This window comes from Actinomadura physcomitrii, assembly GCF_008923205.2.
Lineage (GTDB): Bacteria > Actinomycetota > Actinomycetes > Streptosporangiales > Streptosporangiaceae > Spirillospora > Spirillospora physcomitrii.
The window spans coordinates 49,548-75,882 of the sequence record NZ_WBMS02000001.1 but is presented as its reverse complement, the minus strand read 5'-3'; the positions used below and the strand labels follow the sequence as shown (position 1 = coordinate 75,882).

General features: G+C 74.2%; 23 protein-coding genes. 13 read left to right on the top strand and 10 right to left on the bottom strand.

Going from position 1 to position 26,335, the window contains the following annotated elements; all coding sequences use genetic code 11:
* The first annotated feature begins 335 nt into the window (after window positions 1-335).
* Window positions 336-707 (top strand): DoxX family protein, encoded by a 372-nt coding sequence (locus F8568_RS00355; RefSeq protein ID WP_202124334.1) that lies wholly within the window; start codon window positions 336-338, stop codon window positions 705-707.
* A gap of 87 nt (window positions 708-794) precedes the next feature.
* Here the strand turns inward: F8568_RS00355 and F8568_RS00350 are convergent, their stop codons facing one another.
* The 3 genes from F8568_RS00350 to F8568_RS00340 are packed head-to-tail and all read right to left on the bottom strand — an operon-like array spanning window position 795 to window position 3,698.
* Window positions 795-1,952, bottom strand: coding sequence for a lipid-transfer protein (locus F8568_RS00350; RefSeq protein ID WP_151590579.1), 1,158 nt, complete (start codon window positions 1,950-1,952; stop codon window positions 795-797).
* Between the two features lie 50 nt (window positions 1,953-2,002).
* Entirely contained in the window at window positions 2,003-2,455 is a 453-nt protein-coding gene (locus tag F8568_RS00345; RefSeq protein WP_151589970.1) for a Zn-ribbon domain-containing OB-fold protein, read from the bottom strand.
* 28 nt (window positions 2,456-2,483) lie between these two features.
* Window positions 2,484-3,698, bottom strand: a complete 1,215-nt coding sequence (locus tag F8568_RS00340) for an MFS transporter (protein ID WP_151589968.1) — start codon at window positions 3,696-3,698, stop codon at window positions 2,484-2,486.
* Between the two features lie 79 nt (window positions 3,699-3,777).
* On the opposite strand from F8568_RS00340, the gene F8568_RS00335 reads away from it, so the two are divergent.
* From F8568_RS00335 to F8568_RS00320, 4 genes are all read left to right on the top strand, one after another.
* On the top strand, window positions 3,778-4,677 hold the full coding sequence (locus F8568_RS00335) for a LysR family transcriptional regulator (protein WP_151589966.1): 900 nt from the start codon (window positions 3,778-3,780) through the stop codon (window positions 4,675-4,677).
* Between the two features lie 91 nt (window positions 4,678-4,768).
* Window positions 4,769-5,536, top strand: a complete 768-nt coding sequence (locus F8568_RS00330; RefSeq protein WP_151589964.1) for an SDR family oxidoreductase — start codon at window positions 4,769-4,771, stop codon at window positions 5,534-5,536.
* An 8-nt stretch (window positions 5,537-5,544) separates the two neighbouring features.
* Window positions 5,545-6,504: an LLM class F420-dependent oxidoreductase gene (locus F8568_RS00325; protein WP_151589962.1), complete on the top strand. Its 960-nt coding sequence runs from the start codon at window positions 5,545-5,547 to the stop codon at window positions 6,502-6,504.
* Window positions 6,505-6,605: 101 nt separating this feature from the next.
* Entirely contained in the window at window positions 6,606-6,917 is a 312-nt protein-coding gene (locus F8568_RS00320) for a Fe-S cluster assembly protein HesB (RefSeq protein WP_194737570.1), read from the top strand.
* A gap of 81 nt (window positions 6,918-6,998) precedes the next feature.
* Here the strand turns inward: F8568_RS00320 and F8568_RS00315 are convergent, their stop codons facing one another.
* The 3 genes from F8568_RS00315 to F8568_RS00305 are packed head-to-tail and all read right to left on the bottom strand — an operon-like array spanning window position 6,999 to window position 9,404.
* A complete protein-coding gene (locus F8568_RS00315; RefSeq protein ID WP_151589960.1) occupies window positions 6,999-7,202 on the bottom strand; it encodes a hypothetical protein in 204 nt (67 codons plus the stop codon).
* A 31-nt stretch (window positions 7,203-7,233) separates the two neighbouring features.
* Window positions 7,234-8,343, bottom strand: a complete 1,110-nt coding sequence (locus F8568_RS00310) for a hypothetical protein (protein ID WP_328600652.1) — start codon at window positions 8,341-8,343, stop codon at window positions 7,234-7,236.
* On the bottom strand, window positions 8,340-9,404 hold the full coding sequence (locus F8568_RS00305) for a phosphotransferase family protein (RefSeq protein ID WP_151589958.1): 1,065 nt from the start codon (window positions 9,402-9,404) through the stop codon (window positions 8,340-8,342). The genes F8568_RS00310 and F8568_RS00305 overlap by 4 nt, the downstream gene beginning before the upstream one ends.
* Window positions 9,405-9,644: 240 nt before the next feature.
* Between F8568_RS00305 and F8568_RS00300 the strand changes: the two genes are divergently transcribed.
* The 3 genes from F8568_RS00300 (at window position 9,645) to F8568_RS00290 (ending at window position 14,636) form a co-directional block, all read left to right on the top strand.
* On the top strand, window positions 9,645-10,331 hold the full coding sequence (locus F8568_RS00300) for an HAD family hydrolase (protein ID WP_151589956.1): 687 nt from the start codon (window positions 9,645-9,647) through the stop codon (window positions 10,329-10,331).
* A 160-nt stretch (window positions 10,332-10,491) separates the two neighbouring features.
* Window positions 10,492-10,695, top strand: a complete 204-nt coding sequence (locus F8568_RS00295; protein WP_151589954.1) for a PspC domain-containing protein — start codon at window positions 10,492-10,494, stop codon at window positions 10,693-10,695.
* Between the two features lie 134 nt (window positions 10,696-10,829).
* Window positions 10,830-14,636 (top strand): hypothetical protein, encoded by a 3,807-nt coding sequence (locus F8568_RS00290; protein WP_151589952.1) that lies wholly within the window; start codon window positions 10,830-10,832, stop codon window positions 14,634-14,636.
* A gap of 30 nt (window positions 14,637-14,666) precedes the next feature.
* Here F8568_RS00290 and F8568_RS00285 read toward each other — a convergent pair whose 3' ends face one another.
* Complete coding sequence (locus F8568_RS00285; RefSeq protein WP_151589951.1) at window positions 14,667-15,635, bottom strand: NADP-dependent oxidoreductase; 969 nt, start codon at window positions 15,633-15,635, stop codon at window positions 14,667-14,669.
* 85 nt (window positions 15,636-15,720) lie between these two features.
* Here F8568_RS00285 and F8568_RS00280 point away from each other — a divergent pair, with 85 nt between their 5' ends.
* Complete coding sequence (locus tag F8568_RS00280; protein WP_236008222.1) at window positions 15,721-16,284, top strand: TetR/AcrR family transcriptional regulator; 564 nt, start codon at window positions 15,721-15,723, stop codon at window positions 16,282-16,284.
* A 57-nt stretch (window positions 16,285-16,341) separates the two neighbouring features.
* Window positions 16,342-16,872, top strand: a complete 531-nt coding sequence (locus F8568_RS00275) for a hypothetical protein (RefSeq protein ID WP_151589949.1) — start codon at window positions 16,342-16,344, stop codon at window positions 16,870-16,872.
* Between the two features lie 4 nt (window positions 16,873-16,876).
* On the opposite strand, the gene lysX is transcribed toward F8568_RS00275, so the two are convergent.
* Complete coding sequence (gene lysX / locus F8568_RS00270; RefSeq protein WP_202124332.1) at window positions 16,877-20,164, bottom strand: bifunctional lysylphosphatidylglycerol synthetase/lysine--tRNA ligase LysX; 3,288 nt, start codon at window positions 20,162-20,164, stop codon at window positions 16,877-16,879.
* 194 nt (window positions 20,165-20,358) lie between these two features.
* On the opposite strand from lysX, the gene F8568_RS47550 reads away from it, so the two are divergent.
* Genes F8568_RS47550 through F8568_RS00255 form a run of 3 tightly spaced genes read left to right on the top strand, consistent with a single transcriptional unit; the run spans window position 20,359 to window position 25,332 of the window.
* Entirely contained in the window at window positions 20,359-22,281 is a 1,923-nt protein-coding gene (locus F8568_RS47550) for a serine/threonine-protein kinase (RefSeq protein ID WP_236008220.1), read from the top strand.
* Between the two features lie 2 nt (window positions 22,282-22,283).
* A complete protein-coding gene (locus tag F8568_RS00260) occupies window positions 22,284-23,975 on the top strand; it encodes a serine/threonine-protein kinase (RefSeq protein ID WP_328600651.1) in 1,692 nt (563 codons plus the stop codon).
* A 22-nt stretch (window positions 23,976-23,997) separates the two neighbouring features.
* Complete coding sequence (locus tag F8568_RS00255; protein ID WP_151589947.1) at window positions 23,998-25,332, top strand: serine/threonine-protein kinase; 1,335 nt, start codon at window positions 23,998-24,000, stop codon at window positions 25,330-25,332.
* Between the two features lie 18 nt (window positions 25,333-25,350).
* Here the strand turns inward: F8568_RS00255 and F8568_RS00250 are convergent, their stop codons facing one another.
* Window positions 25,351-25,521 carry a DUF397 domain-containing protein gene (locus tag F8568_RS00250; RefSeq protein WP_160573446.1) on the bottom strand — a complete coding sequence of 57 codons (171 nt, stop codon included), beginning with the start codon at window positions 25,519-25,521 and terminating at the stop codon, window positions 25,351-25,353.
* A gap of 92 nt (window positions 25,522-25,613) precedes the next feature.
* The gene (locus F8568_RS00245) at window positions 25,614-26,255 is read right to left on the bottom strand and encodes a response regulator (RefSeq protein WP_151589943.1); all 642 of its coding nucleotides are present in this window, start codon (window positions 26,253-26,255) and stop codon (window positions 25,614-25,616) included.
* Window positions 26,256-26,335 lie beyond the last annotated feature (80 nt).

Sequence of the window (26,335 nt, the reverse complement as noted above, 5' to 3'; positions counted from 1 at the left end):
GCCCCCCCCGCTGTTTTTTTGTGTGGGGGGGGGGGTTTGCTGCCCCCCCCCCCCCCCCCCCCCCCGCCACAAGTCAACGGGCGGTGGGGGGAGGGTCCAGAGACGGCCGCGGCGGTCCCCCCGGCCGCGCGACCGCCCCTGGAGTCTCGGATGCCATCGGTACCATCCGCGGATTAGCTCCGCCTGGAAACCGAACACACCCGACGAATCGGTGACATCAGACACGTGACCGCTGCACCGCTCGCCACACAGGTCAGCGCGGGTGACCTCGGTCACACCGGGTGCTCCGGCCGGGACGCTATTGGACGAGACATCTGATCTGCCAGAATTCGGGCATGACCGACTCGTCGCGAGCGACGCGCCGCCTCGCCGGCCTCATGGCCGGGATGGGCGCCGCCCACCTGATCGCCCCGAAGCCGTTCGACGCGATCGTCCCGGAGCGGCTCCCCGGCAGCGCCCGGACCTGGACCTACCTCAGCGGCGTCGCCGAACTCGCGTGCGCCGCCGCCGTCGCCCTCCCCCGCACCCGCCGCGCCGGAGCCCTCGCCACCGCCGGGCTCATGGCGGCCGTCTTCCCCGCCAACGTCAAGATGGCCTACGACTGGCGCGACAAGCCACTCCCGCTTCGCGCCGCCGCCTACGGCCGCCTTCCCTTCCAGGCGCCCCTCATCGGCTGGGCCCTCTACGTCGCGAGCAAGGCCCGATAGCGCGCGCAGCCCGTCCGGGCGCGCATGGCTCCGTGGCGGCGTGCCGCCCTCATCTGTCCTGGCATGAGGGCGGCACGCGGAGCAGCGTCAGCGGACGGCGATCATGGCGGAGCCGTGGCCGAACAGGCCCTGGTTCACCGCGATGCCCGCGCGGGCGCCCTCGACCTGGCGGCCCTCGGCCCGGCCGCGCAGCTGCCAGGTCAGCTCGCAGACCTGCGCGATCGCCTGCGCCGGGATCGCCTCGCCGAAGCTCGCGAGCCCGCCGCTCGGGTTCACCGGGATCCGGCCGCCGAGCGCCGTCGCGCCGGAGCGCAGCAGCTCCTCGGCGCCGCCGACCTCGCACAGCCCGATGTCCTCGTACCAGTCCAGCTCCAGGGCCGTGGACAGGTCGTACACCTCGGCGAGCGAGAGATCGGCGGGGCCGATGCCGGCCTCCTCGTAGGCGGCGTGCGCGATCGCGGCGCGGAACGGGCGCTCCGGCTCGGGCACCGCGAGCGCCGAGTCGGTGGCGAAGTCCGGCAGGTCGACGACGGTCTTCGGGAACGTCGGCGTCACCGTCGACAGCCCGGACAGCCGGACCGGACCGGTGATGCCGCGCCGGCGCGCGAACTCCATCGACGTCAGCACCAGCGCGGCGCCGCCGTCGCTGGTGGCGCAGATGTCCAGCAGCCGCAGCGGGTCGGCGACGACGGCGGACTCGCGGACGTCCTCCAGCGTCACCTCCTTGCGGTACCGGGCGTTGGGGTTGGCGAGCCCGTGCCGGGCGTTCTTCACCTTCACGGCGGCGAAGTCGTCCAGCGTCGCGCCGTGGAGCGCCATCCGGCGGCGCGCGTACAGCGCGAAGTAGATCGGGTTGGTGGCGCCGAGGAGGCGGAACCGCAGCCAGTCGGGGTCGTCCGGGCGGTCGCCGCCGACGGGCTTGAAGAAGCCCTTCGGCGCCGCGTCCGCGCCGACGACCAGCGCCACGTCGCACAGCCCCGCGAGGATCTGCGCGCGCGCGGACGCGATGGCCTGCGCGCCGGACGCGCACGCCGCGTAGCAGCTGGACACCCGCGCGCCGTTCCAGCCGAGCGCCTGCGCGAACGTCGCGCCGGAGACGAAGCCGGGGTAGCCGTTGCGGATGGTGTCGGCGCCCGCCACGTACTGGACGTCCGGCCAGGTCAGCCCGGCGTCGGCCAGCGCGGCGCGGGCCGCGGCGAGCCCGTACTCGACGAAGTTGCGCCCCCACTTGCCCCACGGGTGCATGCCCGCGCCGAGGACGGCGATGTCGCGGTTCCCTTGACCGGTGTTCGGGGTCACTGGACCGGCCTCCACATCCAGACGGTGTACTCGGCCTCGTCGTCCTCGTACAGGACGCCCTCGGTCAGCTCGACCTCCATGCCGACCTCCAGGTCGTCCACGGTGTGGCCGGGCGCGACCTGGCCGAGCACGACCATCTTCTCGGCGTCCAGCTCGACGGCAGCGACGGTGTACGGGACGAACGGGTCGGGCGAGACGTAGGGGGCGGGCGGCTTGTAGCGCGAGTCGGCGTAGGACCAGACGCGCCCGCGCGCGGACAGCGCGTGCTCGGTCAGCTCCGAGCCGTCCTTGGGGCCGGTGCAGCGCGGGTTGCGGCAGGCCAGCTCGTTGCGCGGGAAGTAGGGCGTCCCGCAGGACGAGCAGCGCGTGCCGAGCAGCCGCACCTCGCCGCCCGCGGTGGTGAACCAGCCCTCGACGGCGGGAAGGCGTTTCTTGGCGGTGGTCGTCACGCGCGTACGGTAACAACCAAGCGTACGTTCAGGACCGGTGGTGTCCCACCCAGCGGACGCTTTTCATCCCGGCGGCGGCGAGCAGCGCGACGCCGAGCAGGAGCAGGACGTACAGGGCGGTCCCGGTCCAGTGGCCGCGCTCGTAGGCGACGCCGCCCGCGGTGCCGCCGATGCTGCTGCCCAGGTAGTACGCGAACAGGTACAGGGCGGACGCCTGCGCGCGGGCCGTCGGCGCCAGCCGCCCGACCCAGCCGCTGGCGACGGAGTGCGTCCCGAAGAACCCGACGGTGAACACCAGCAGCCCGATGCCGACCAGCGGCAGCACCGCCGGCAGCGTCAGGCACAGCCCGCACGCGGCCAGCACGAGCGACCCGGCCAGCACCTTCCGCCGCCCGGACCGGTCCGCCAGGATCCCCGCCCGCGCGGACGCCGCCGATCCCGCGACGTTCATCACCGCGATCAGGCTGACCACGGCGTACGGCAGGTGGAACGGCGCGTCCAGCAGCCGGTACGTCAGGAAGTTGTAGACGGTGACGAACCCGGCCATCGCGGCCATCGCGATCAGGTAGAGGCGGCGCAGGCCGGGGTCGCGCAGGTGGGCGAGCAGCGGCCGGTAGTCGAGGCGGGACGGCCGGAAGAACCGCGACGGCGGCAGCAGCAGCCGGAACGCGACCGTGAACGCGAGCGCGAGGAACCCGGTGGCGGCGAGCGCCCACCGCCAGCCCGCGACGTCGGTGACCAGGCCGGGGACGAGCCTGCCGAGCACGCCGCCGATCGCGGTGCCGGCGACGTAGCGGCCCATCGCGCCGCCGAGGTGCTCGCCGTGCACCTCGTCGGCGAGGTAGGCCATCGCGACGGCCGGGACCCCGGCGAGCGCGATCCCCTGGACGGCCCGCACGGCGGCGAGCGCGGTGAACGAGCCGCACAGCGGGAGCAGCAGCCCGACCAGCGCGGCCGCGACCGACGACACGATCATCACGCGGGTCCGGCCGTACCGCTCGGACAGCGAGCTGACCGGGATCACCGCGACCGCGAGCGCGCCGGTGGCGAGCGAGACGAGCAGGCTCGACCGGGCGGGGGAGACGCCGAAGTCCGCCGACAGCTCCGGCAGCAGCGCCTGCGTGCAGTACAGCGACATGAACGTGGTGAGCCCGGCCGCGAACAGGGCCAGGCTGACCCGGCGCAGGCCGGGCGAGCCGGGCCGGTGCCGTTCGGGGACCTCCAGGGGCGGGGCGGCGGTCATGGACTCCAGCGTCCGCTTCCTGCTCTCATGCGTCCAATGACGATTTGTGCGGATATCGATGCGGATCCATCATGAATGCATGGATCTGCAGAGCGTGCGGTGGTTTCTGGCGGTCGCCGAGCAGGGGCACGTGACGAACGCCGCGTCCGAGCTGCGCGTCTCCCAGCCCGGGCTGTCGCGCGCCATCGCCCGCCTGGAGCGCGAGCTCGGCGCGCCGCTGTTCGACCGGGTCGGCCGCGGCGTCGCGCTCAGCCGGTACGGGCGGGTGTTCGCCGAGCACGCGCGGCGGCTCGTCGCCGAGGAGGAGGCGGCGCGGCGGGCGCTCGCGCAGGCCGCCGACCCCGAGCGCGGCGAGGTGTCGCTGGCGTTCCTGCACACGCAGGGCCCGTCGTTCGTGCCGGGCCTGATCCGCCGCTACCGGCGCGACCACCCCGGCGTGACGTTCCGGCTGAGCCAGAACAACTCCGAGCGGCTCACCGCGATGGTGCTGGACGGCCGCGCCGACCTCGCGATCACCAGCCCGCCGCCCGCCGGCCCGGCGCTGACCTGGCGGCCGCTCGTCACCGAGCGGCTCGAGCTCGCGGTGCCCGCCGACCACCGGCTGGCGTCGCGCCGCCGCGCCCGGGTACGGGACGTGCTGGACGAGCCGTTCGTCGCGTTCCGGCAGGGCACCGGGCTGCGCGCGCTGACCGAGGAGCTGTTCGGGGCGTGCGGGGCGCGGCCGCGGGTGGCGTTCGAGGGGGAGGAGCACTCGACCGTCCGGGGCCTGGTCGCGGCGGGGCTCGGCGTCGCGATCGTGGCGCCGCCGCTGGCCGGAGAGAACGTCCCGGGCGTCCGGCACCTGCTGCTCGACGACCCGGGCGGCGTCCGGACGATCGGGCTGGTCTGGGCGGCGGAGCGGACGCTGTCGCCCGTGGCGGAGGGGTTCCGGGCGTTCGTGCTGGAGCGGGGCGGTGAGCTGCGCGGGTCAGCTAACTGACTCGTCAGTCACTTCGGTACAGTGGCGACCGAGCCTGATTCTGTTGCCGGGTCCGGGCACCGCCCGGGCCCGCCGAGAAGGGAAGTTGCGGATGCGGACTGGACTTCAGGGCAAGACCGCCCTGATCACCGGGGCCTCCCGGGGCATCGGGAAGGCGATCGCCGTCGCCCTCGCCGCCGAGGGCGCCAACGTCGTCATCTCCTCCCGCAAGCAGGAGTCGCTGGACGAGGTCGCCGCGGAGATCCGCGCGGCCAGCCCCGGCGTCGGCGTGCTGCCGAAGGCCGCGCACGTCGCCCACGCCGACGAGGCCGCCGCCTGCGTGGACGCCGCCGTCGCCGAGTTCGGCGGCGTGGACGTCCTGGTCAACAACGCCGGCACCAACCCCTACTTCGGCCCGATGGCCGACATCGAGGCCGCCGCCGCCGCCAAGACCGTCGAGATCAACCAGTTCGCGATCGTGCAGTGGACGCAGCTGGCGTGGCGCGCGTCCCTCGCCGAGCGCGGCGGCTCGATCATCAACATCGCGTCCGTCGGCGGCCTGTCCACCGAGATCGGCATCGGCTACTACAACGCCACCAAGGCCGCCGTGATCCACCTCAGCCGGCAGTTCGCGATGGAGCTGGCGCCGAAGGTCCGCGTCAACTGCATCGCCCCCGGCCTGGTCAAGACCCACCTCGCCCGCGCCCTGTGGGAGAACCGCGAGGAGCAGATCAGCAAGCACATGCCGCTCGGCCGCATCGGCGAGCCCGAGGACATCGCCGCCGCCGCGGTGTTCCTGGCCGGCGACACCGCGTCGTGGATGACCGGGCAGACCCTCGTCATCGACGGCGGCTCCACCATCCGCGCCTCGATCGCCTGAGGAGAGACATGTCGCGCTGGGGACTGACCATTCCGCTGACCGGAGTCCCGCTCGCCGAGCACCGCGAGATCGTCGCGGGCCTGTCCGAGCTGGGCTACACCGACGCCTGGTCCGCCGAGACCAACGGCACCGACGCGTTCACCCCGCTCGCCCTGGCCTCCCAGTGGGACCCGGCGCTGCGCCTCGGCCCGGCGATCGTGCCGGTCTACACCCGCGGCCCCGCCCTGCTGGCCTCGCACGCCGCCACCCTGGCCGACCTCGCGCCCGGACGGTTCGTCCTCGGCATCGGCACCTCGTCCGACACGATCGTCGAGCGGTGGAACGGCATCCCGTTCACCGAGCCGTACAAGCGCACCCGCGACACCCTCCGCTTCCTGCGCAAGGCGCTCGCCGGCGAGAAGGTCAAGGAGGACTACGAGACCTTCTCCGTCAAGGGCTTCAAGCTGGAGAACACGCCCGCGACGCCGCCGCCGATCGTGCTGGCCGCGCTGCGCCCCGGCATGCTGCGGCTCGCCGCCCGCGAGGCCGACGGCGCGATCACCAACTGGCTCGCGCCCAAGGACGTCCGGACGGTCCGCGGCGTGCTCGGCGACGGCCCCGAGCTGGTCGCGCGGCTGTTCGTCTGCCCGACCGACGACGCCGAGGAGGCCCGCCGCATCGGCCGCTGGATGATCGCCGCCTACATGAACGTGCCCGTCTACCGGGCGTTCCACGAGTGGCTCGGCCGCGGCGAGGCGCTGCGCCCGATGAACGAGGCGTGGGCCGCCGGGGACCGCAAGAAGGCCCTGGAGGTCATCCCGGACGAGGTCGTCGACGACCTGATCGTGCACGGGTCGCCGGAGGCGTGCCGGGCGCGGATCCGCGAGTACGTCGACAACGGGCTCACCACCCCCGTTGTGGCCATCGTCCCGGGCGGCGGCCTGTCGACCGCGGAGGCGGTGCGGGCCCTCGCGCCCAGCGCCGGCTGAGAGGCCGCTCACTCTTCGCGCCGGAAAGTTCGCCCGCCGTGATGGTTTACCCGACCTCGCAGTGGGGAGGGTGGGGCAGACCCCCATCCGAAACGAACCCCATGAGACGTGAGGAGCTGATCGTGCTCACGCTGACCAGCGGTGCCGTCCAGGTCATCAATACCGTGACCGCCAGCCCGGAGCTTCCGCCGGAGACCGGCATCCGCATCGAGTCCGGAGTCGATGGCTCGGACGCGCTGCGGCTGTCGGTGGCACCCGCCCCGGAGGCCGGAGACCAGGTCGTCGAGGAAGAGGGCGCGAAGGTCTACCTGGAGCCGAGCGTCGCCCAGCTGCTGGACGACAAGACCCTCGACGCCCAGGTCGACCCGCAGGGCGACGTGGCCTTCACCATCGCCGAGGGAACGGCGATGTGACCCGACCGCCCGCCCCCGGGCGGGCCCGAGACGAGGGGCCGGGGCGCCGATCCACCCGATCGGCGCCCCGGTTTCGTCCTGTCAGCGGACGGCCGCTACCACGGCGACGACGGCGAACACGAACGCCGCGGTCGTCAGCACGAGGAAGGCCGCGATCACCGCGCAGGCCAGCCCGCGCGGCTGGTCGCGCCAGGTTCCGTAGCGGTCGCGCACCTGCCGGTCCAGCTCCTTCCGCCGCGCCCGGCGCCTCTCGTCCTCCGGGTCCTGCGATGGCGGCGTCGTCACGCTCGCAAGTCTGGCAGAACCCGCGCGCCGGTCAGGCGCTCTCGGGGAACGACGGGTGCGGGCCGAGCGCCCAGTACTCGAACAGCCCGTGACCGGTCGCGGCGTCCCCGGGCTCGGCGCCGTCCAGGTACTCGTAGCGCCCGACGGCGTCGATCATGCCCCACATGCGGGCGGCGTCGTCCGGCTTGCGGGTGTCGTAGGCGACGCCCTGCACCTTCAGGTCCGGCCCCTGGTACATGCCGTGCTTCCAGTCCGGCTCCAGCCCGTATCCCGTGCCGACCATCAGGTGGACGGGCAGGATCGGCGTCGCGCGGACCTCGAACGGCTCGCCGCCCGGGGGAGCGAACCGCAGCGTCGCCGTCACCACGTCCCGCGTGCCCTCCGCGTACTCCGGGCGGTACTCGGGACGGCCCAGGTACTCGGGCTCGCGGCCGTCCGGCCGGACGCGTACTGCCTCCTCCAGCAGCCGGCGGCCCTTCTCGTCCTCCTGGAGGATGCACAGGATCGAGTGGTCCTCGAACTGCATCGGCGCGTAGAGCCAGTAGAACGTCCCGGCGTTCTTCACCTGGATGCCGGGCGGTTCCGGTTCGCCGACAGGCCGGATGCCCCAGGACCGGTCGCGCGACCCCCACCAGTGGTCCGGCGTGACGTCGATGGTCTCGCCCTCGACGGTGATCGCGCCCGTCCAGCGGCCGGTCTGCGCGAGGCGCCGCGAGTCGAACACGACCCGCTCCTGCCAGCGCAGGTAGTGCGGCGGCTCCAGCGTCGCGGGGATCGCCCCGTCCCAGGTCAGGTCGAACGACAGTCCGTGCTCGTTCTCCTCCAGCACGACCCGCAGCCGCTTCAGGCCCTCGATCACCTCGACGCGGAACGGCCCGACCGTCGTGTCCATCCGGTCGTTCCCGAGCTCCCGCGACGCCCGCACCACCTTGTGCAGCGGGCCCCGGCGCACGACCGCGAACGCGTCCATCACGCCGAGGTTCGGGTACTGCCCGATCCCGATGAGCATCATCAGCTCGTCCGAACAGGGGTGGACGTTGAAGTAGTAGCGGTCGTAGAAGTTGCGGTCCGACGTCGTGACGTGCCGCATCACCTCGGGCGCCTGGTGGATCGGGTAGTCGTCGAGCGGGGAGAGCGTCACGCGTCGCCTCCGAGGATGCGTGCGAGCAGTTGCGTGCAGTTGTTGTTGTACGGGAAGTCGGAGTCCTCGTCGATCCAGCCGAAGTCGATCATCGCCTGGCCGATCCGCGCCATGATCACGGAGAACTTGAAGCCGGAGAGGATCTCGTAGTACGGCATGTCCCGCACCGGCCGGCCGAGCAGCTCCTCGTAGCGGTCGATCGTGGCGGCGTAGGAGGGGAAGCCGTCCAGCCGGGCCGCGCCGACGCCCTCGCAGTGGTGCCGGTCCAGGAACATGAACCAGGCGAGGTCCTCCTCCGGTGCCCCGAGCACCGCGGTCTCCCAGTCCAGCACCGCGGCGGGCACGCCCGACTGGAAGATCACGTTGCCGATGCGGGCGTCGCCCCACAGCGCGACCGGCGCGTCCGGCTCCTCGGGGCGGTTCGCCTTCAGCCACTCCAGGGCCCGCAGCGCCGTCTCCTGGGGGCCCTTGTACGCCCAGTGCAGGTAGTGCTCGTAGTAATTGAGACGCTGCTCCAGACCCGGGGCGCCCCATACGGGCATGTCCAGGAACTCCAGGCGGAGCTCGCCGACGTCCAGCCGGTGCAGGCGCGCGAGGATCTCCAGCGTGGACCACCACATCGCGGCGCGCTCGTCCGGCGCGACCTCGGTCACCCAGCCGTCCAGGTGGTACGGCGGCATGTCGGTCGGGACCCGGCCGTCGATGCGCCCCATGACGAAGAACGGCGCGCCCAGCACCGCGCCGGACGGCTCGTACCAGCGGATCGGCGGCACGGGGATGTCGGTGCGCTCGTCCAGGATCCGCATCAGCCGGTACTGCTCCTCGAACCGCGGCTCGGGGAAGACCTGGTAGTGCGCGGGCGCGACCCGCGCCACGTAGGGCTCGCGCCGGCGCGCGCCGTCCTCGGTCCACTCGGCGTCGAAGATCAGCGTCTCGCTGGAGAAGCCGCTGGTCTGCGGCGTCTCCAGATGCGGGATGGCGGCGCCGGGCAGCCGCTCGCCGAGCCATTCCGTAAGGGCGGTGCGGGTGACCTCGGGATCGCGTTGGTCGGGAACGGGCATTCGCCGCCTCCTCGCTCCGGTGCACGCCCGAACTAGAACGCGTTCTAGTGGCGTTCACCGTGTTGTACCAGCGGGGACAGGGGCGGTCAATGTTTCCGACGTAGTCGGCCGGGGGGGGTGTGTGGGGGGTCGTCCCCCCTCGGGAGGTGCCGGTCCGTTCACCGGACCTGCGTGGGAAACTGGATCAATGCGTTCCACCGATTTCGGCCGCGTCCGGACCACCCGGGAGCCCGCCCGCCCATGACCCGTCCCGCGAACCCCCCGTCCCCCAGGGCCGTCCAGGCGGTCTTCTTCGACATCGGCGAGACGCTGATCAACGAGGGCGAGATCTACGGGCGCTGGGCCGACTGGCTCGGCGTCCCGCGGCACACGTTCCTCACCAAGCTCGGCGCGATCCTCGCCGCCGGCGGCAGCCACATCGACCTGTTCCGCTACTTCCGGCCGGGCTTCGACCTGGAGGCGGAGCAGAAGCGGCGCGAGGAGGCCGGCGTCCCCAACGGCTTCGGCGCGGACGACCTGTACCCGGACGCGCGGGCCTGCCTGGCGGCGCTGCGCGACCAGGGGCTCTACGTCGGCATCGCCGGGAACCAGCCGGTGCGGGCCGCCGAGCAGATGGCCGCGCTCGGGCTGGACGCCGACGTCATCGGCATCTCCGACGTGTGGGGCGTGCAGAAGCCGGCAGCGGAGTTCTTCGAGCGCTGCGCGCGGATCGCCGACGTCCCGCCGGACCGAGTCCTGTACGTGGGGGACCGCATCGACAACGACGTGCGGCCCGCCATCGCGTTCGGGATGAACGCCGCGTTCCTGCGGCGCGGACCGTGGGGCCACATCCAGCAGGATGGCGAGGCGCTCGCCGGGTGCCTGTTCGTCCTGGACGACCTGGAGAGCCTCCCCGCGCTCGTCGCCCGGCACAACGCCGCCCCTTAGGGAACATCCCGTAGCCCGCGAGGGGGACGGCCGAAAAGGTCCGGAAGGGGGATGTGAGGCCGGATGCCCGGTTCGTAGCGTGGATGGTGTGGCCGCGAGAACCGCGGCCCCCGGGCCGCGAGGCCCGGCGTTCACCGAGGGATCGGGGAGAGAAGGAATCATGAACGGCCTTTATCGTCCGCGTGACGGCCGGATCATCGGCGGCGTCTGCGCCGGGCTGGCGCGGCGGTTCGGCATGGAGCCCTGGACCGTCCGGCTGCTCGCCCTGCTGTCCTGCCTGCTGCCGGGCCCGCAGTTCGTGGTGTACCTGGTGCTGTGGGTGATGATGCCGAGCGAGGACCGCTACGTCGCGCGCGCCCACTAGGGTCAGCGCGCACTGATCAAGATCATCGGAATCGCTCGACCGGGCCCGCCCTTGGGTGTTAGATCGGGGCACAGCGACACAGGGGCGGCGGCACCGCGAGCGGGCGGCTCCGCGGCCCCGGGGAAGGAGCCGCGGTGCCGGAGCAGGGCCCGGGTCCGGGACGGGCGGCGGGCGACGCCGGCCGGGAGGCGGCGGGCGCCCGGCGGGACGCGGCGGCGGCGCGGGGCGCCGGAGCCGCCGGGACCGCCGCGGCGGACGCCGGTCCCGCGCTCGACGCCGCGCAGACCGCCGAACGCGCCGCGCGCCTGCTCGGCCACCTGCGCGACCTCGCGCGGTCCCGGCGGCGGCCGTCCCGCGACCTCGCCGGGCACGAGCAGGTGCACTGGCTCGCCGACCTGCCCGGCGACGTCTACGTCGAGACCGACGCCGGGCCCGGCGACGTGCTGTTCAGCGTCCCCGTCATCCCGCTGAGCCCGCCCGCCGTGCTGGAGGAGTTCGACGGCTGGCTCGGCCTGCGGCACTGGTACCGGATCCTGCGCGACCTCGCCGACCACGACGTCGTCCTCGCCACCGGCCTGTTCGCCTGGCGCCCGCCGGACGCGGCGCCCGTCCACGACCACCTGCTCTGTACCCCCGTCCGGATCGCGCTGGACGAGCGCACCGAGCGCATCGACGTCGTCCTCGCCGGACGCACCGCCCTGCGCGACCGCGAACTCCTCGGGGACACGCCCGGGTTCCGGCCCGCCGACTGGGTGTCCGACGCCGTCCAGGCCGGGCAGGGGTTCGGCCTCACCGCCTCCGTCGGCGACGTGCTGCGCAAATGGTCCGCGACCGCGATCAGCGGCACCGTCGACTACCGGGAGGACTGGGCCGCCGAGGGCAGCCCCACGCCCGTCCCGCGGCTCCGGCTCGCCCCCGCCCTCGTCGTCCGGCCGCCCGGCCGCGAGGCCGCCGCCGACTACTGCGCCCGGCTGATCGGGCTGCTGCCCGGCGGCGTCCCCGACGGGCTCGCCCGGTTCGTCGACCCCGCCCGCCGCCCCCAGGTCATGCACGTGCCCGAACGCACCCCGCAGACCGTCCCCGACCTGCTCACCGGGCTGCTGGTGCGCGGGCACCGGGTCCTCGTCGCCACGTCCGGCGCGTCGGCGTCCGCCGCGCTGCGCGCCGCCCTCCCCGCCGACCTCGCCGCCCTCACCGTCGCCGACCCCGCCACCGCCGCGCAGGCCGCCGACGCCGTCCGCGCGCGCGCCGCCGCACCCGTCCCCGACATCAGCGACCTCGCCGAGAAGCAAGCGCAGGCCGAGCAGGACGTCGCCGAACTGACCGAGCACCTGCGCAGCGGATCCGTCGCCGATCTCGGATCCGGCTACCGGGGGGCGCGCGGCGAACTCGCCGAACGGCTCCGCGCCGAAGCGCCCGGCCTGTCCTGGATGCCCGTCGCCCCCGACCTGCCGCCGACCCCGCCGATCTCCGCAGCCGAGGCCGCCGAGCTCGCCCGGCTCCTCGCCGAGGAGACCCCCGAGCGCAAGGCCCGCACCGCCCAGCGCGACGTCGACCCCGGCACCCTCCCCAGCGCCCCCTACGTCCGCACCCTCATCGAGGCCGAGGCGGCCGCCGCCGACCGCGTCCAGCGGTCCGAGACCGACCTGTCGCGGCGGCTGCGCGCCCACGACGTCACCCTCCTCGCGCGCCTCGACGGCGCCGCGTCGAACGTCGGCGCCGCGCTGCGCGACCTCGGGCTCGGCGGCCACCCCGGCGGCTGGAACCCCGCCGACCTCGCCGTCCGCGCGTTCGCCGACGCCCTCGCCCGCCGCCGCCCGCTCGTGTGGGCCCGCGTCGCCGAGATGGGCGCCCGCGCCGGCTGGGCCGAGCGCGCCCTGGAGGGCATGGGCGGCCACCAGGTCCGCCTGCCCCCCGGCGAACTGCACCTGCGCCGCCTCGCGTCCGCCGCCCAGGACCTGCGCAACCACCTCGCCGACGGCGGCACCCTCAAGCGCGGGCCGCTGCGCTCCGCCGCGCAGAAGCAGGCCGACGCGCTCCTCGCCGGCATCACCGTCGACGGCGAGCCGCCCGCCACCGCCGAGGCCCTGGAGCTGGTCTTCACCGACCTCATGATCCGGATGACCTGCCAGGAGCTGCAGTACGTGTGGGAGGCCGCCGGCATCTCCTTCCCCGCCGACCTGCCGCCCGCCGACCGGGTCGCCCGGTTCGTGCGCGCGCACGCCCGGCTCGACCGCGTCCAGCAGGCCGTCCCGTACGTCGACGAGACCCAGGACCTCCTCGACCGCGCGGGCATCCCCGTCCAGCTCGGCCACCCGCTGCAGTGGCACGGCTACGTCGCCGCTCTGGAGAGCGCCCTCGAAGGCCTCGGCGTCAACCGCGCCGCCGCCGACCTCGACGCCCTCCGCGACTCCATCGGCCCCGCCGGACCCGGCGCGCCGCCCGAGCTCACCGCCGCCCGCGCCGCCATCGACGCCCGCGACGCCGACGCCTACGGCCGCTGCCTCGGCGCCCTCGCCCAGGCCCGCCACGAGCGCGCCCTCCAGCTGCGCTGCGAGGAGCTCCTCGACCGTGTCCGCGCCGTCCACCCCGACCTCGCCCACCTCCTGCTCGCCACCGACGGCGACGAGGCCTGGCACGACCGCACCCGCCACTGGGACGACGCCTGGGCCTGGGCCCGCGCCTCCGGCCGCCTCGCCGAGACCGCCCTGTCCCCGACCGAGCAGCGCCTCCGCGCGTCCCTGACCGCCGCCGAGGAGCGCCTCCGCACCTCCAGCGCCGCGCTCGCCTCGGCCCGCGCCTGGACCGCCGTCCGCGCGGCGCTGCCACCGGCGCCCGCCGAGCCGCTCGACACCGTCCCCGCGTGGCTCGTGCCGCTGTGGCGCGTCCCCGACGTCGTCCCGCCCCGCCCGGACGCCTTCGACGCCGTGATCGTGGACGGCGAGCAGGACGCGGGCGCCGAGGCGCTCTTCCTGCTCTGGCTCGCGCCCCGCACCATCCTCGTCGGCCCCGCCGGGCCCGAGCTGCCCGCGCCCGAGGGTCCGCTGCCCGCGACCCCGCTGCCCGCCTCCCTCCACGACGCCGTCACCCCCACGGCGTCCCTCTTCAGCCTCCTCGCGCCCGCGCCCGCGCCCGCTCCCGAGCCCGCTCCCGAGCCCGAACAGCCCGGCCGGCACGCCCGTGCCGGCACCGACGCCCCCCGCGTCCCGGCCGACCCCCCGCCTCCCGGCCGCCACGTCCGCGCAGCCCAGCCCGAGCGCCGTCTCCCCGAACGCGAGCGGAGCGCACCGGCTCCGTCCGGGGTGCCCGCCGCCGCCGAGCGGCGCCCTGACGTCCGCGAGGAGGGCGCGGCGGCTGAAGGCGCGGGCGCCGATCCGCGTCGCGCGGGGAGCGCCCGCCCGCCCCAGCAGGCCGGGCCGCCCGCCCCTGAGCTGCGACCCCCCGAGCCTCGGCGGCCCGAGCAGGCCTGGCCGCCTCCGCCCTCGCGACGTCCCGACGTCCGTGAGGACGCGGCGGGCGAGCAGGCCGGGCGGCGTCCTCCGGAGCGTGCGGCCGGGCCCGGCCGCGGCGACGGTCCTCGTCGCACACCGCAGGAGCGACCATCCGGTGCGCGCCTGCCCGAGCGCGCCGGGCAGCCCGCTCCCGATCGTTCCGCCGGTGGGGGCGAGGACGCGGCCGGGCCCCGCCCGAGCGACGGCCCCGGACGCTCGCCGGGCGGCGAGTCGCCGCGGATCCGGCGGGGGCGGTCGATCGCGACGTACAAGCGGCCCGAGCTGATCGAGATCGTCGCGCGGGTCGCCGAGCACGAGCCCGACCTCGGCGACGACCAGCTCGTCGACCTGGTGAGCCGCCTGCTGGCCTGCCCGGAGGACGAGGCGCTGCTGGTCGGCGCGCGGCTGCGGTACGCGGTGGAGGTCTACCGGGAGCAGTCGGCCGGGTAGGCGCGGGGCCTGGCCGGCGGGCGCGGTCCGTCAGGGCACCGACAGGACGATCTTGCCCTGGATGTGGCCGGTCTCGGCGCGCTCGTGGGCCTTCGCGGCGTCGGCCAGGTCGTAGACGGAGTCGATGCCGGCGCGCAGCGAGCCGTCGGCGAGGAGGGCGGCGAGTTCGGCCATCTGGCCGCCGTCGGAGTGGACCTGCCCGCCGCGGATCTCGATGCCGCGCCGGGCGGCCTCCTCGGGGTGGTAGTCGCCGGGGAACACGGGGCCGATCGTCCCGCCGTCCTTGACGGTCTTGAGGAAGCGGTGGGCGTCCGGGCCGCCGACGGTGTCGATCACGACGTCGGCGTCGCGGACGGCGTCCTCGGCGGCCGTCGCGGTGTAGTCGACGTACTCGTCGGCGCCGAGGTCGCGGAGGAAGCCCTCGTGCCGGGACGAGGCGACGGCGATGACGCGGGCGCCGCGCAGCCTGGCGAGCTGGACGGCGAAGTGGCCGACCCCGCCGGCGGCGCCGTTGACGAGGACGGTCCGCCCGGCGGGCAGCCGGATGCGGTCGACGAGGAACTGGTAGGCGGTCAGCCCGGCCATGGGGACGGCGGCCGCGTGGACGTGGTCGACGGACGGGGGCTTGCGGGCGAGGTGCGCGGCGGGCGCGGTGGTGTACTCGGCGTAGGCGCGTCCGCCGTTGTTCACCTCGGGGAAGCGGATGAGCCCGAAGACCTCGTCGCCCACGGAGAAGTCGGTGACGCCGGGTCCGACGGCGGCGACGACGCCGGACGCGTCGGAGCCGGGGATCCAGGGGAACGAGACGCGCAGGCGCTCGCCGGCGAAGAGGTGGTCGGGGATCATCGCGAAGTCGCGGCGGGCATACCAGTCGGGCGGGTTGAGGCAGGCGGCGCGGACGCGGATCAGGACGTCGCCGGGGCCGGGCTCGGGGACGGGGATCTCGTCGAGGACGAGGACGCCGGGGTCGCCGGGGCCGTGCGCGCGGATCGCTTTCACGAGTAACCTCCAAGAGAAGCGGAGCAGTGCTCCGGAATAGTAACCGGAGCACTGCTCCGATTGTCAACGCCCTAGGATGCCGGACATGACGCGTGCGCTGCGGGCCGACGCCCGGCGGAACCGGGAGCGGATCCTGGACGTGGCCGCCGAGGTCGTCGTCGAGCAGGGGACCCAGGCGTCGCTGCGCGACATCGCGCGCCGCGCCGAGGTCGGGATGGGCACGCTCTACCGGCACTTCGCGACCCGCGAGGAACTCCTCCAGGCGCTGCTCGGCGGGTGGTTCGACCGGCTGGCGAAGCGCGCCGCGGCGCTGCGCGACGCGCGCCCGCCCGGGGAGGCGCTGGCCGCGTGGCTGCGCGAGGTCGCCACGGGTCTCGCCGCCTACCGCGGGCTCGCCGCGTCCCTGGTCGCCGCGATCGAGGACGACACCACCGCGCTGCACGCCTCGTGCGGGCGCATGCGGGCGGCGGGCGCGGACCTGCTCGGGCGGGCCCAGGAGTCCGGGGACGTCCGCACGGACGTGGACGTGACCGACGTGTTCGCGCTGCTGGGCGCCGTCGGGTCGATCGCCGACACCGCGCCGTCGCTCGCCGCGCGCCGCGACCATCTGCTGGAGCTGGTGATGGACGGCCTCGCCGCGCGGCGCTGAAGTGGGACTTTCCGCCACTCGCCGTATTCGGTCGTGAGGTTCTGTACAAACGTCCCTGTGACGGGGTGGGACGAGGACGCGCTGGCGGGGCTGCGGGCGGCGGTGGCGCGCGGCGACGCCCGCGCGGGGCTGGCGCTGCTGGCCGGCCGTCCGCTCGGCCCGGTGCTGCAGTACGCGGGCGACGTGCTGGCCGCGGCGGTCGCCGGAGCCCTCGACGGCGCGGAGGCGGCGGCGCGCGAGTGCCTGGCGGAGCTGGACGCCCGCGGCCTGCCCGGTGACGCCGAGCTGGCGGCGGAGCTCGCCGCCGCCCTCGACGGCGGGCCGTCCGGTCTGGAGGTGCTCCCCGTCGACCTGGGCGCGGTCGCGCAGGCGCTGGAGGCCGTCCCGGCGGACGGCCTCTGGCTGCTCGACCTGGACCGCGGCGACGTCCTCGCGCCGGACGAGCCGCCCACCGAGCCGCCCGGCGGCGGCCGGCACCTGCCGATCCCGCCCGGCGCGCCGCCGGGCGCGCCGGAGGAGGAGCGCAGGGGACGGGCGCGCCGCTGGCTCGCCGAGCAGGGCCTGCGGCCCGGCCCCCGCGTCCTCTAGGACATCAGTAGCCGGGCCGGACCAGCGGGAACGGGATCGTCTCGCGGATGCTGCGGCCGGTGAGGGTGATCAGCAGCCGGTCGATGCCCATCCCCATGCCGCCGGCGGGCGGCATCGCGTACTCCAGGGCGCGCAGGAAGTCCTCGTCCAGCTCCATCGCCTCGGGGTCGCCGCCGGCGGCCTGCAGGGACTGCTCGGTGAGCCGCTGCCGCTGCAGGATCGGGTCGATCAGCTCGGAGTAGGCGGTGCCGAGCTCCAGGCCGAAGACGATCAGGTCCCACTTCTCGGCCAGCCGCGGGTCGTCGCGGTGCGGGCGGGTCAGCGGCGAGGTCTCGGCCGGGTAGTCGCGGACGAACGTCGGCGCGGTCAGCTGCTCCTCGACCAGCTCCTCGAACAGCTCCTGGACGATCTTCCCCTGCCCCCAGGCCGGGTCGAAGTTCAGCCCGATCCGCTCGGCGTGCGCGTGCACCGCCGGCAGCGGGGTGTCGGGGGTGACCTCCTCGCCGAGCGCCTTGGACAGCGACTCGTACACGGTGATCTCGTGCCACGGCTCGGCCAGGTCGTACTCGACGCCGTCGCGGACCACGACGGTGGTGCCGAGCGCGGCGTTCGCCGCGTCCACGACGATGGAGCGGGTCAGCTCGGCCATCGTGTCGTAGTCGCCGTACGGCTCGTAGGCCTCCAGCATCGTGAACTCGGGGTTGTGCTTCTGCGACACGCCCTCGTTGCGGAAGTTGCGGTTCAGCTCGAAGACCCGCCCGACGCCGCCGACGAGCAGCCGCTTCAGGTACAGCTCGGGGGCGATCCGCAGGTACAGCTGCATGTTGTAGGCGTTGATGCGGGTGGTGAACGGGCGGGCCGTCGCGCCGCCGTGGACCGGCTGCAGCATCGGCGTCTCGACCTCGAGGAACCCGCCGGCGCGCAGCCGGTCGCGGACGGCGGCGATCGCGTCGCCGCGCATCCGCAGCATCCGGCGCGCCTCGTCGTTGACGATGAAGTCGACGTAGCGCTGCCGGACGCGGGCCTCGGGGTCGGACAGGCCGGTCCGCTTGTTCGGCAGCGGCCGCAGGCACTTGGCGGTCAGCTGCCAGCAGGACGCGAGGACCGACAGCTCCCCGCGCCGGGACGTGACGACCTCGCCGCGGACGCCGACCTGGTCGCCGAGGTCGACCAGCGCCTTCCACTGCCTGAGCGACTCGGCGCCGAGCGCGTCGGAGGTCAGCATGACCTGCAGGTCGGCGGTCTCGTCGCGGAGCGTCACGAAGATCAGCCGGCCGTGCTCGCGGGCCAGCACGACCCGCCCGGCGATCGCGACCCGCTCGCCGGTGCGGGTGTCGGGGGCGAGGCCGGCGAACCGCTCGCGGACGTCGGCGGCGAAGTCGCCGCGCGCGAACCCGAGCGGGTAGGGCTCCATCCCGGCGGCGCGGATCTGGTCGAGCTTGGCGTGCCGGACCCGCTCCTGCTCCGACAGCCGGCGGTGCGGGGCGCGGGCGGCGTCGGCGGCCTCCTCGATCCGGCGGATCTCCTCGACCAGGTCGGGGGACGGGATGATGGCGGCGGCACGGTCCAGTTTGGGGCGGTTCAGGTTCGGCAGGAAGCCCTCGGCGCGAGCGTAGGCGAGCCCGAGCCGGATGATGTGCCGGCCCTGGGTGTAGCAGATGTAGCGGGGCCGCCAGTGCGGCAGGTACTTGGCGTTGGACAGGTACAGCGACTCCAGCTGCCAGAACTTCGACGCGAACGACAGGAACCGGTAGTAGATCCGCGAGACGGGCCCGGCGCCGATCTGCGAGCCGCGCTCGAACGCCGAGCGCAGCATCGCGAAGTTCAGCGACAGGTGCTGCGCGCCGACCGCGGCGGCCTTCTCGGCGAGCTTGGCGACCATGTACTCGTTCAGGCCGTTCTCGGCGGCCCGGTCGCGGCGCATCAGGTCGAGGGAGAGCCCGCCGCGCCCCCACGGGACGAAGCTGAGCAGTCCGCGCAGCTCGCCTTCCGCGTCGAACGCCTCGACCATCACGCAGCGCCCGTCGGTCGGGTCGCCGAGCCGGCCGAGCGCCATGGAGAAGCCGCGCTCGGTCTCCTCGCCGCGCCAGGCGTCGGCGCTGCGGATGAGCTTGGCCATCTCCCAGGCGGGGATCTGCGCGTGCCGCCGGATCCGGACCGTGTACCCGGCCCGCTCGACCCGCCGGACGGCCTGCCGGACCTGCCGCATCTCCCGGCCGTCCAGGTTGAACTCGGTGAGGTCGACGATCGCCTCGTCGCCGAGCTCGAGCGCGTCGAACCCGTGCCGCTTGTAGACGTGCGCGCCGCGCTCGCCGACGCTGACGGCCCCGGGGATCCAGGCGTGCTCGCGGCACTCCTCCAGCCACGCCTCGATCGCCTGGTCCCAGGACTCGGGGTCGCCGAGCGGGTCGCCGCTGGCCAGGGAGACCGAACCCTCGACCCGGTAGGCGATGGCGGCCTTGCCGTTCGGTGCGACCATCACGTCCTTGTCGCGGCGCAGCGCGAAGTAGCCGAGGGAGTCCTGCTCGCCGTACTCGGCGAGCAGCCGGCGCGCGGCGAGCTCCTCGGGCGGGCTGAGGACGGGGTCGCGGCGGCCCGGCTTGAACAGCGCCCAGAACGTGGCGATCATCAGCCCGGTGCCGAGCACCCACAGGATGACGTCCACCCAGAACGGGACGGACACGTCGATCGGCTTGCCGGTGACGCGCGGCCCGAGGACGGTCTGCGAGATCGCGTAGAGCGGGTGCGTCCAGAAGTCGCCCTTGGCGTTGGCGTCGGTGAGGGTGACCAGGAACGTGCCGATGCCGCAGGTCACGACCAGCAGGCTGGTGAAGACGATGGCGGCGAGCCGCCGGTTGGCCCGGTCGGGCAGCGTGGTGAACTGGCCGCGGGCGGAGACCAGCAGGGCGAGGACCGCCACGTACACGCCCGCGGTGACGAACTCCCCGATGGAGGTGGGCTCGGACGGGTCGAACAGGGTCGTCAGGACGGTGCTGACGCCGACCGCTGCGGGCAGGCAGAAGATCAGCACGAGGATCCGCCAGGCGGCCTTCTTGCGGCGGCGGATGCCCATGGAGAGCAGGATCCACAGCATGCCGATGGGCACGCTGGGGAACCATCCGAGGTAGCCGATCCATCGCAGGGCCCAGATATCGGCTATCTCGAGGATGAGACCATAGGAGACCCAGGCAAGGAGCGACAGGATCCCGGAGAGACGGGTGTACCAGAAGAAGATGGTCGGCGCGGCCTGCAGCAGGCGTCGCCATTCGCCCAGTAGACCCTTTTCCGGCATGGTCCCCCCGTCGCGCGCGGCCCTGTTGGTCGTACCGGGCTTATTCATACCGGTTGTCACGCGGACCACGCTCCCGTCCGGGCCCGCCCGCCCGCCGGCGAACCTCGGCGCGGCGCCGGACGTCGTACGGGTGGGGGGATGTCGCTTGCAAGCTCGATCCAAGGTTGTCAGCAAAAGTCGATATGGTCGCGGATATGCCAAATGAGACCACCGGTGAGCGGTTGCTCGCCCGCCGCTACCGCCTGGTGACACAGGTGGGCCGAGGCGGCATGGGGACGGTCTGGCAGGCACACGATGAGGTCCTCGGCAGAGACGTCGCGGTGAAGGAGGTCATCCTGCCGCACGGCCTTACCGACGAGGAACGCGCTGTCCACCATAAGCGTACGTTCCGTGAGGCGCGCACCGCGGCACGGCTCGGGCACCCCGGCGTCGTCACGGTGTACGACGTCGTCGAGGAGGACGACCGGCCCTGGATCATCATGGAGCTGATCAAGGCCCGCTCCCTGGACCAGGTGATCAAGCAGGACGGGCCGCTGGAGCCGCGCCGCGCCGCGGAGATCGGCCGCCAGATGCTGGCCGCGCTGCACGCCGCGCACCAGGCCGGCGTGCTGCACCGCGACGTCAAGCCGAGCAACGTGCTGATCACCGGCACCGCCCGGACGGGCGAGCGCGCCGTGCTCACCGACTTCGGGATCGCCACCGCGTCCGGCGACGCGACCCTCACCCAGACGGGCCTCGTCATGGGCTCGCCCGCCTACATCGCTCCCGAGCGGGCCCGCGGCCGCACCGCGGGCCCCGCCTCCGACCTGTGGTCGCTGGGCGTCACCCTGTACGCGATGCTGCACGGCAAGTCGCCGTTCGAGCGCCCCGAGCCGATGGCCGCGCTGGTCGCGGTGATCTCCGACGAGCCGGACCCGCCGGAGAAGGGCGGCCGGCTGATCCCGGTGATCGAGGGCCTGCTGCGCAAGAACCCCGACCAGCGGATGGAGGCGATCGAGGCCGGCGCGCTGCTGGACGACATCGTCCGGCAGGAGACCATCGACACGCAGCGGACGATGGCCGTCGAGTACCCGGTGGAGGAGGCGCCCGGCGGCGCCCTGCCCGACCCTTACCAGCAGTCCGACCCTTACCAGCAGCCCGACCCCGATCCGGCCCCGGACGCGACGCGGGCGGCGCCATGGGCGGGCGGCCAGGGCACGGCCGCGCCGCGGGCCGAGTCCGCGGACGCGCGTCCCGACCAGCTCACCCGGTTCGACGTCCCCACGGCCGCCGCGCGCTCCGACCCGAGCCGTACCACCCTGGACCCTGCCGACCCGAGCCGTACCACCTCGGACCATGCCGATTCGAGCAGTGCCGACCCGAACCGTGCAGACCCGAACCGGGTCGAGTCGTGGTCGGCGGGCGCCGAGACCCGGCCGGCCGGGACCTCGCCGCCCGGCGGCCCGACGGCGCCGTCCGGGCGGCCCGCGCTGGCCTCCAACCGGAACGTGCTGATCGTCGCGGCGCTCGTGCTGCTGGTGATCGTGGTGGTCGCCGGCATCGCGTGGGCGAGCTCCGGCGACGGCGGCAAGCCGAAGAAGAACGCCGGCCCGCCGCCCGCGACCGGGCACCCGTCCGCGCCCGCGACTTCGGCGAAGCCGTCGGCCTCGTCGAGCGCGACGCCGGCCGGCTTCCGCACCCACAAGGACGGCTCCGGCTACTCGGTGCTGATCCCCGACGGCTGGAGCGGCCCCGAGCACAAGGGGACCAGCGACTACTTCTACGCTCCGGACCGGCGGACCTACCTGCAGATCGACCAGACCAGCAGCCCCGGCAAGAGCGCCATCGGCGACTGGCGGCGGATGGACGGCGGCTCCGGCTTCCCCGGCTACAGGAAGCTCAGGATCGCGCCGACCGGCGACCACCCGCCCGTCCCCGACACCGGGAACGGCGACAAGTCCGCCGACTGGGAGTTCACCTTCGACGGCGACGGCGGCCGAATGCACATCCTGAACCGCGGGTTCGTCACGAACGGGCACGGCTACGCGATCCTGCTACGCGCCCCCCAGGACGCCTGGGACAAGACGTTCGCCGAGCTGCAGCCGGTGTACCAGTACTTCAAGCCGGCGGAGGGGTGAAGGTGGAGAACCGTCTGCTCGCTGGACGCTACCGGCTGCTGGCGGTGGTGGGACGCGGCGGCATGGGCACGGTGTGGCGGGCCCTCGACGAGACCCTCGACCGGGAGGTCGCGGTCAAGGAGGTGCTGCTGCCGTCCGGGCTGAGCGACGAGGAGCGCCACAACCGGCACCGGCGGACGCTGCGCGAGGCGCGCGCGTCGGCGCGGCTGAACCATCCGGGCGTCGTGACCGTACACGACGTCGTGGACGAGGACGACCGGCCGTGGATCGTCATGGAGCTGGTCCAGGCGCGCTCGCTCCAGGAGATCGTGGACGAGGACGGCCCGCTGCCGCCCGGGCGGGTCGCGGCGGTCGGCCGGCAGATCGTCGGGGCGCTGCGCGCCGCGCACGCGATCGGCATCCTGCACCGCGACGTCAAGCCCGCGAACGTGCTGGTCGCGGCGGACGACCGGGCGGTGCTCACCGACTTCGGCATCGCGCAGATGGCGGGCGACGCGACGCTGACCGGCACCGGGCTGATCATGGGGTCGCCGGCGTACATGTCGCCGGAGCGGGTCAACGGCGACCGCGCGATCCCGGCGTCGGACCTGTGGGCGCTCGGCGCGACCCTGTACGCCGCGTGCGAGGGGAAGGCGCCGCACCACCGCAGCGACGCGATGGCGGTGCTGGCGGCGGTGATGACGCAGGAGGTGCCGCCGCCGAAGAACGCGGGGCCGCTGGAGCCGGTGCTGCTCGGGCTGCTGGAGCGCGACCCGGTCCGGCGGATGGGCGCGGAGGCCGCCGAGGAGGCGCTCGCCGCGATCGCGTCGGGCCACGTCCTGGACAAGGCCGCCGCGCAGCTCGCGTGGAGCCACGCCACGGTCGCCGACGGCGCGGCGCCGTCCGCCGGCCCCGGGTCCGGGGGCGGGCCGACGCAGGCGGCGCCCCCGCCGCCCGTCCCGCCGCCCGTGCCGGACATGACGGCGCACTACCCGCCGGGGACGAACGGGCAGCAGCAGTGGGCGCCGATGCCGGGCGGACCCGGCACGATGGGCGTCGCGCCGAAGCGCCGGTCGCCGGTGCTGCCGATCCTCGCGGGGTCGGTCGTCCTGGCGGCGGCGGTCGCGGCGGCCGTGCTGATCTTCTGGCCGCACGACGGCTCCGACCCCAAGGCGGACGCGACGAAGGAGCAGCCCGCCGCCGCCGGGGGCACGAGCAACCCCGCGCCGTCGTCCCCCGCGTCGCGGCGGCCGACGGCGACGGCCTCGAAGTGGCCCGCGAACCTCCGCCGGGTGGCCGGCCCCGGCTACACGATCGGTGTGCCGCACGGATGGACGCGGTCGTCGACGAGCCGCGGCGTCGTGTGGACCGACCCTGTCACCCACGCCTACGTCCAGGTCGACAAGACCCAGTGGACCGGCGACCCGTTCCAGCACTGGGTGACGTGGAAGGACCAGGCGATCGCGGACGGACTGCTGCCGAACTTCCAGCAGGTCGGCGAGGTCAGGCAGTCCAGCGTGGGCGTCCACCGGGCCGCCGACATCGAGTTCACCTGGTCGCGCTCCGTCGGCACGACCCACGCCCTCGACCGCGGCGTGATCGTGAACGGCCAGGCATATGCCGTCGTGGTGGCGCTACCCTCGTCCCAGTGGGGGGCGAAAGAGCATCTCGTGCAGAATGTGCTCGGCACGTTCTCTCCTTCAGGGGCGGGATGAGCACCAGGGGGACCAGGAAGAGATGGCACAGGCACGTCTGCTCGGCAACCGCTACCGGCTGGACTCGGTGGTCGGCCGCGGCGGGATGGGCACCGTGTGGCGCGCCTTCGACGTCATGCTCGACCGCGAGGTCGCGGTCAAGGAGGTCGTCCTCCCGCCGGGGCTGAACGACGACGAGCGGGCCGTGCTGTACGAGCGGACGTTCCGGGAGGCCCGGGCGTCGGCGCGGCTCAACCATCCCGGTGTGGTGACCGTCCACGACGTGGTCGAGGAGTCCGACCGGCCGTGGATCGTGATGGAGCTGGTCCTCGCCCCGTCCCTGCAGGACCTGCTGGACCGGGGCCCGCTGGAGCACCGCCGGGTCGCCGAGATCGGGCTGCAGATGCTCGGCGCGCTGCGGCACGCGCACGAGAAGGGGATCCTGCACCGCGACGTCAAGCCGAGCAACGTGCTGATCACCGACTCGGGCCGGGTCGTGCTCACCGACTTCGGCATCGCGCAGGTGGAGGGCGACGCGACCCTCACCCAGACGGGCCTGGTCATGGGCTCGCCCGCGTACATCCCGCCGGAGCGCGCGCAGGGCGAGCGCGCGGTCCCGGCGTCCGACCTGTGGGCGCTCGGCGCGACGATGTACGCGGCGGTCGAGGGCCGCTCCCCGTACGAGCGCCCGGACGCGATGGCGTCGCTGCAGGCCGCGCTGTCGGAGCCGGTCCCGCCGGCGCGCAACGCGGGGCCGCTCGCCCGCGTCCTGGACGGCCTGCTGGCGCGCGAGCCGGTGAACCGGATGACGGCGTCGCAGGCGCAGCCGCTGCTGACGCAGGTCGCGACGGCGCCCCCGCCGCCCGTCACCGGCGCCGACGACACCGTGATGGACGGCCCGCCGCGCTACTACGGCACCGACGAGGCGTCGGAGACCGTGCTCGACCCCGAGGAGCTGGATCCGGTCACCCGCCGCGACCCGGGCCCGGACGGCGGCCACGATCGCTACCCGTCGCAGCGCGGTCCCGCTCCCGAGCGCGAGGAGCGGACGCTCCTGGAGACCGAATGGGCGCCGCCTCCGCAGCAGCACCCGCCCACGCACCAGGCACAGCGGCACGTGCCGCAGACGCCGCCGCCGTGGGAGCAGCCGCAGCACTTCGCGAACTGGCAGCAGCCGCCTCCGCCGCCCGTGCACGACGTCCGGCAGGCGGAGCGCCGCAAGACGATCATGATCATCGTGATCGCGGTGGTGCTGGTGGTGGCGGCCGTGCTGCTCGGCGCGTTCATCCTGCGCCGCAAGCTCCACGTCGACGCGCTCGGCTTCGCCGGCACCGGCCACACCGCCACCATGGCCGTCATGAGCCTGGTGCTGCCGTAGCGGACCGGTTATCGCGGCTCACCGCAGCGCGAGCCGGCCGGCCTTGATGCGCTCGATGAGGTCCTTCAGGTCCGCTTGCGTCACGGACAGGCGAGGCCCCATGGGGTCCTTGCTGTCTCGGATGCCGATGGAACCGGTGCCCAGGGCGGCCACTTCGATCGTCGCGTTCTTGATCCCGGAGACCTGCACCGGAAATTCACTACTGTAAGTGACTGCTGACGGGCGCCGTAAGCCCGGCATGGCAGGGGTTCGCGGGGGCTCGGCGCGGTTCCGGCGCCGGGTCAGGTCCCGGCCGAGAACGCGTCGAGGGCGAGCCGCAGGTCGGCGACGAGCGCCTCGAGATCGTCGGCCGGCTCACCGGACCGCATCCGGGCCAGCGCGTCCTCGACCCGGGACAGCCGCTCGTCCAGCGCCGGCAGCAGCCCGCCGCAGCTCCCCGCGTCCGCCGCCTCGCCCGTCTGGCCCGTCTCGCCCGCCTCGGCGCCGTGCTCGGCCAGGGTGCGGCGCAGCAGCGCCGCCTGCCGCCGCAGCTCCAGGTTGCTGCGGTGCAGATCCACGAAGACCGACACCTTCGCGCGCAGCAGCCACGGGTCGAACGGCTTGGTCAGGAAGTCGACCGCGCCCGCCGCGTAGCCGCGGTAGGCCTGCTCGCTCTCCCCGCCCGCCGCGGTCAGGAAGATGATCGGAATGTCCCGGGTGCGCGGCCGGGCCTTGATGTGCTGGGCGGTCTCGAAGCCGTCCATCCCCGGCATGACCACGTCCAGCAGGATCAGCGCGAAGTCGTCGCCCAGCAGCTCCTTGAGGGCCGCCTGCCCGGACGAGGCGGGCACCACCTCGACCGGCAGCGCGTCGAGCACCGCCGCGAGGGCGGTGAGGTTCTCCTCGCGGTCGTCGACGGCGAGGATCCTCGTGTCGTGCGGCACCGGACTCCTTCGCTTCGGTGACGGCCTGCGCGTTCCACCTTGTCATGCCACCCCGGACGGGGACAGTGAATCGCGACAGA

Coding starts and splice junctions, on each gene's coding strand:
- F8568_RS00355 (WP_202124334.1), top strand. CDS start 336: ATGACCGACTCGTCGCGAGCGACGCGCCGCCTCGCCGGCCTCATGGCC.
- F8568_RS00350 (WP_151590579.1), bottom strand. CDS start 1,952: ATGCACCCGTGGGGCAAGTGGGGGCGCAACTTCGTCGAGTACGGGCTC.
- F8568_RS00340 (WP_151589968.1), bottom strand. CDS start 3,698: ATGACCGCCGCCCCGCCCCTGGAGGTCCCCGAACGGCACCGGCCCGGC.
- F8568_RS00335 (WP_151589966.1), top strand. CDS start 3,778: ATGGATCTGCAGAGCGTGCGGTGGTTTCTGGCGGTCGCCGAGCAGGGG.
- F8568_RS00330 (WP_151589964.1), top strand. CDS start 4,769: ATGCGGACTGGACTTCAGGGCAAGACCGCCCTGATCACCGGGGCCTCC.
- F8568_RS00325 (WP_151589962.1), top strand. CDS start 5,545: ATGTCGCGCTGGGGACTGACCATTCCGCTGACCGGAGTCCCGCTCGCC.
- F8568_RS00320 (WP_194737570.1), top strand. CDS start 6,606: ATGAGACGTGAGGAGCTGATCGTGCTCACGCTGACCAGCGGTGCCGTC.
- F8568_RS00305 (WP_151589958.1), bottom strand. CDS start 9,404: ATGCCCGTTCCCGACCAACGCGATCCCGAGGTCACCCGCACCGCCCTT.
- F8568_RS00300 (WP_151589956.1), top strand. CDS start 9,645: ATGACCCGTCCCGCGAACCCCCCGTCCCCCAGGGCCGTCCAGGCGGTC.
- F8568_RS00295 (WP_151589954.1), top strand. CDS start 10,492: ATGAACGGCCTTTATCGTCCGCGTGACGGCCGGATCATCGGCGGCGTC.
- F8568_RS00280 (WP_236008222.1), top strand. CDS start 15,721: ATGACGCGTGCGCTGCGGGCCGACGCCCGGCGGAACCGGGAGCGGATC.
- lysX (WP_202124332.1), bottom strand. CDS start 20,164: ATGCCGGAAAAGGGTCTACTGGGCGAATGGCGACGCCTGCTGCAGGCC.
- F8568_RS47550 (WP_236008220.1), top strand. CDS start 20,359: ATGCCAAATGAGACCACCGGTGAGCGGTTGCTCGCCCGCCGCTACCGC.
- F8568_RS00255 (WP_151589947.1), top strand. CDS start 23,998: ATGGCACAGGCACGTCTGCTCGGCAACCGCTACCGGCTGGACTCGGTG.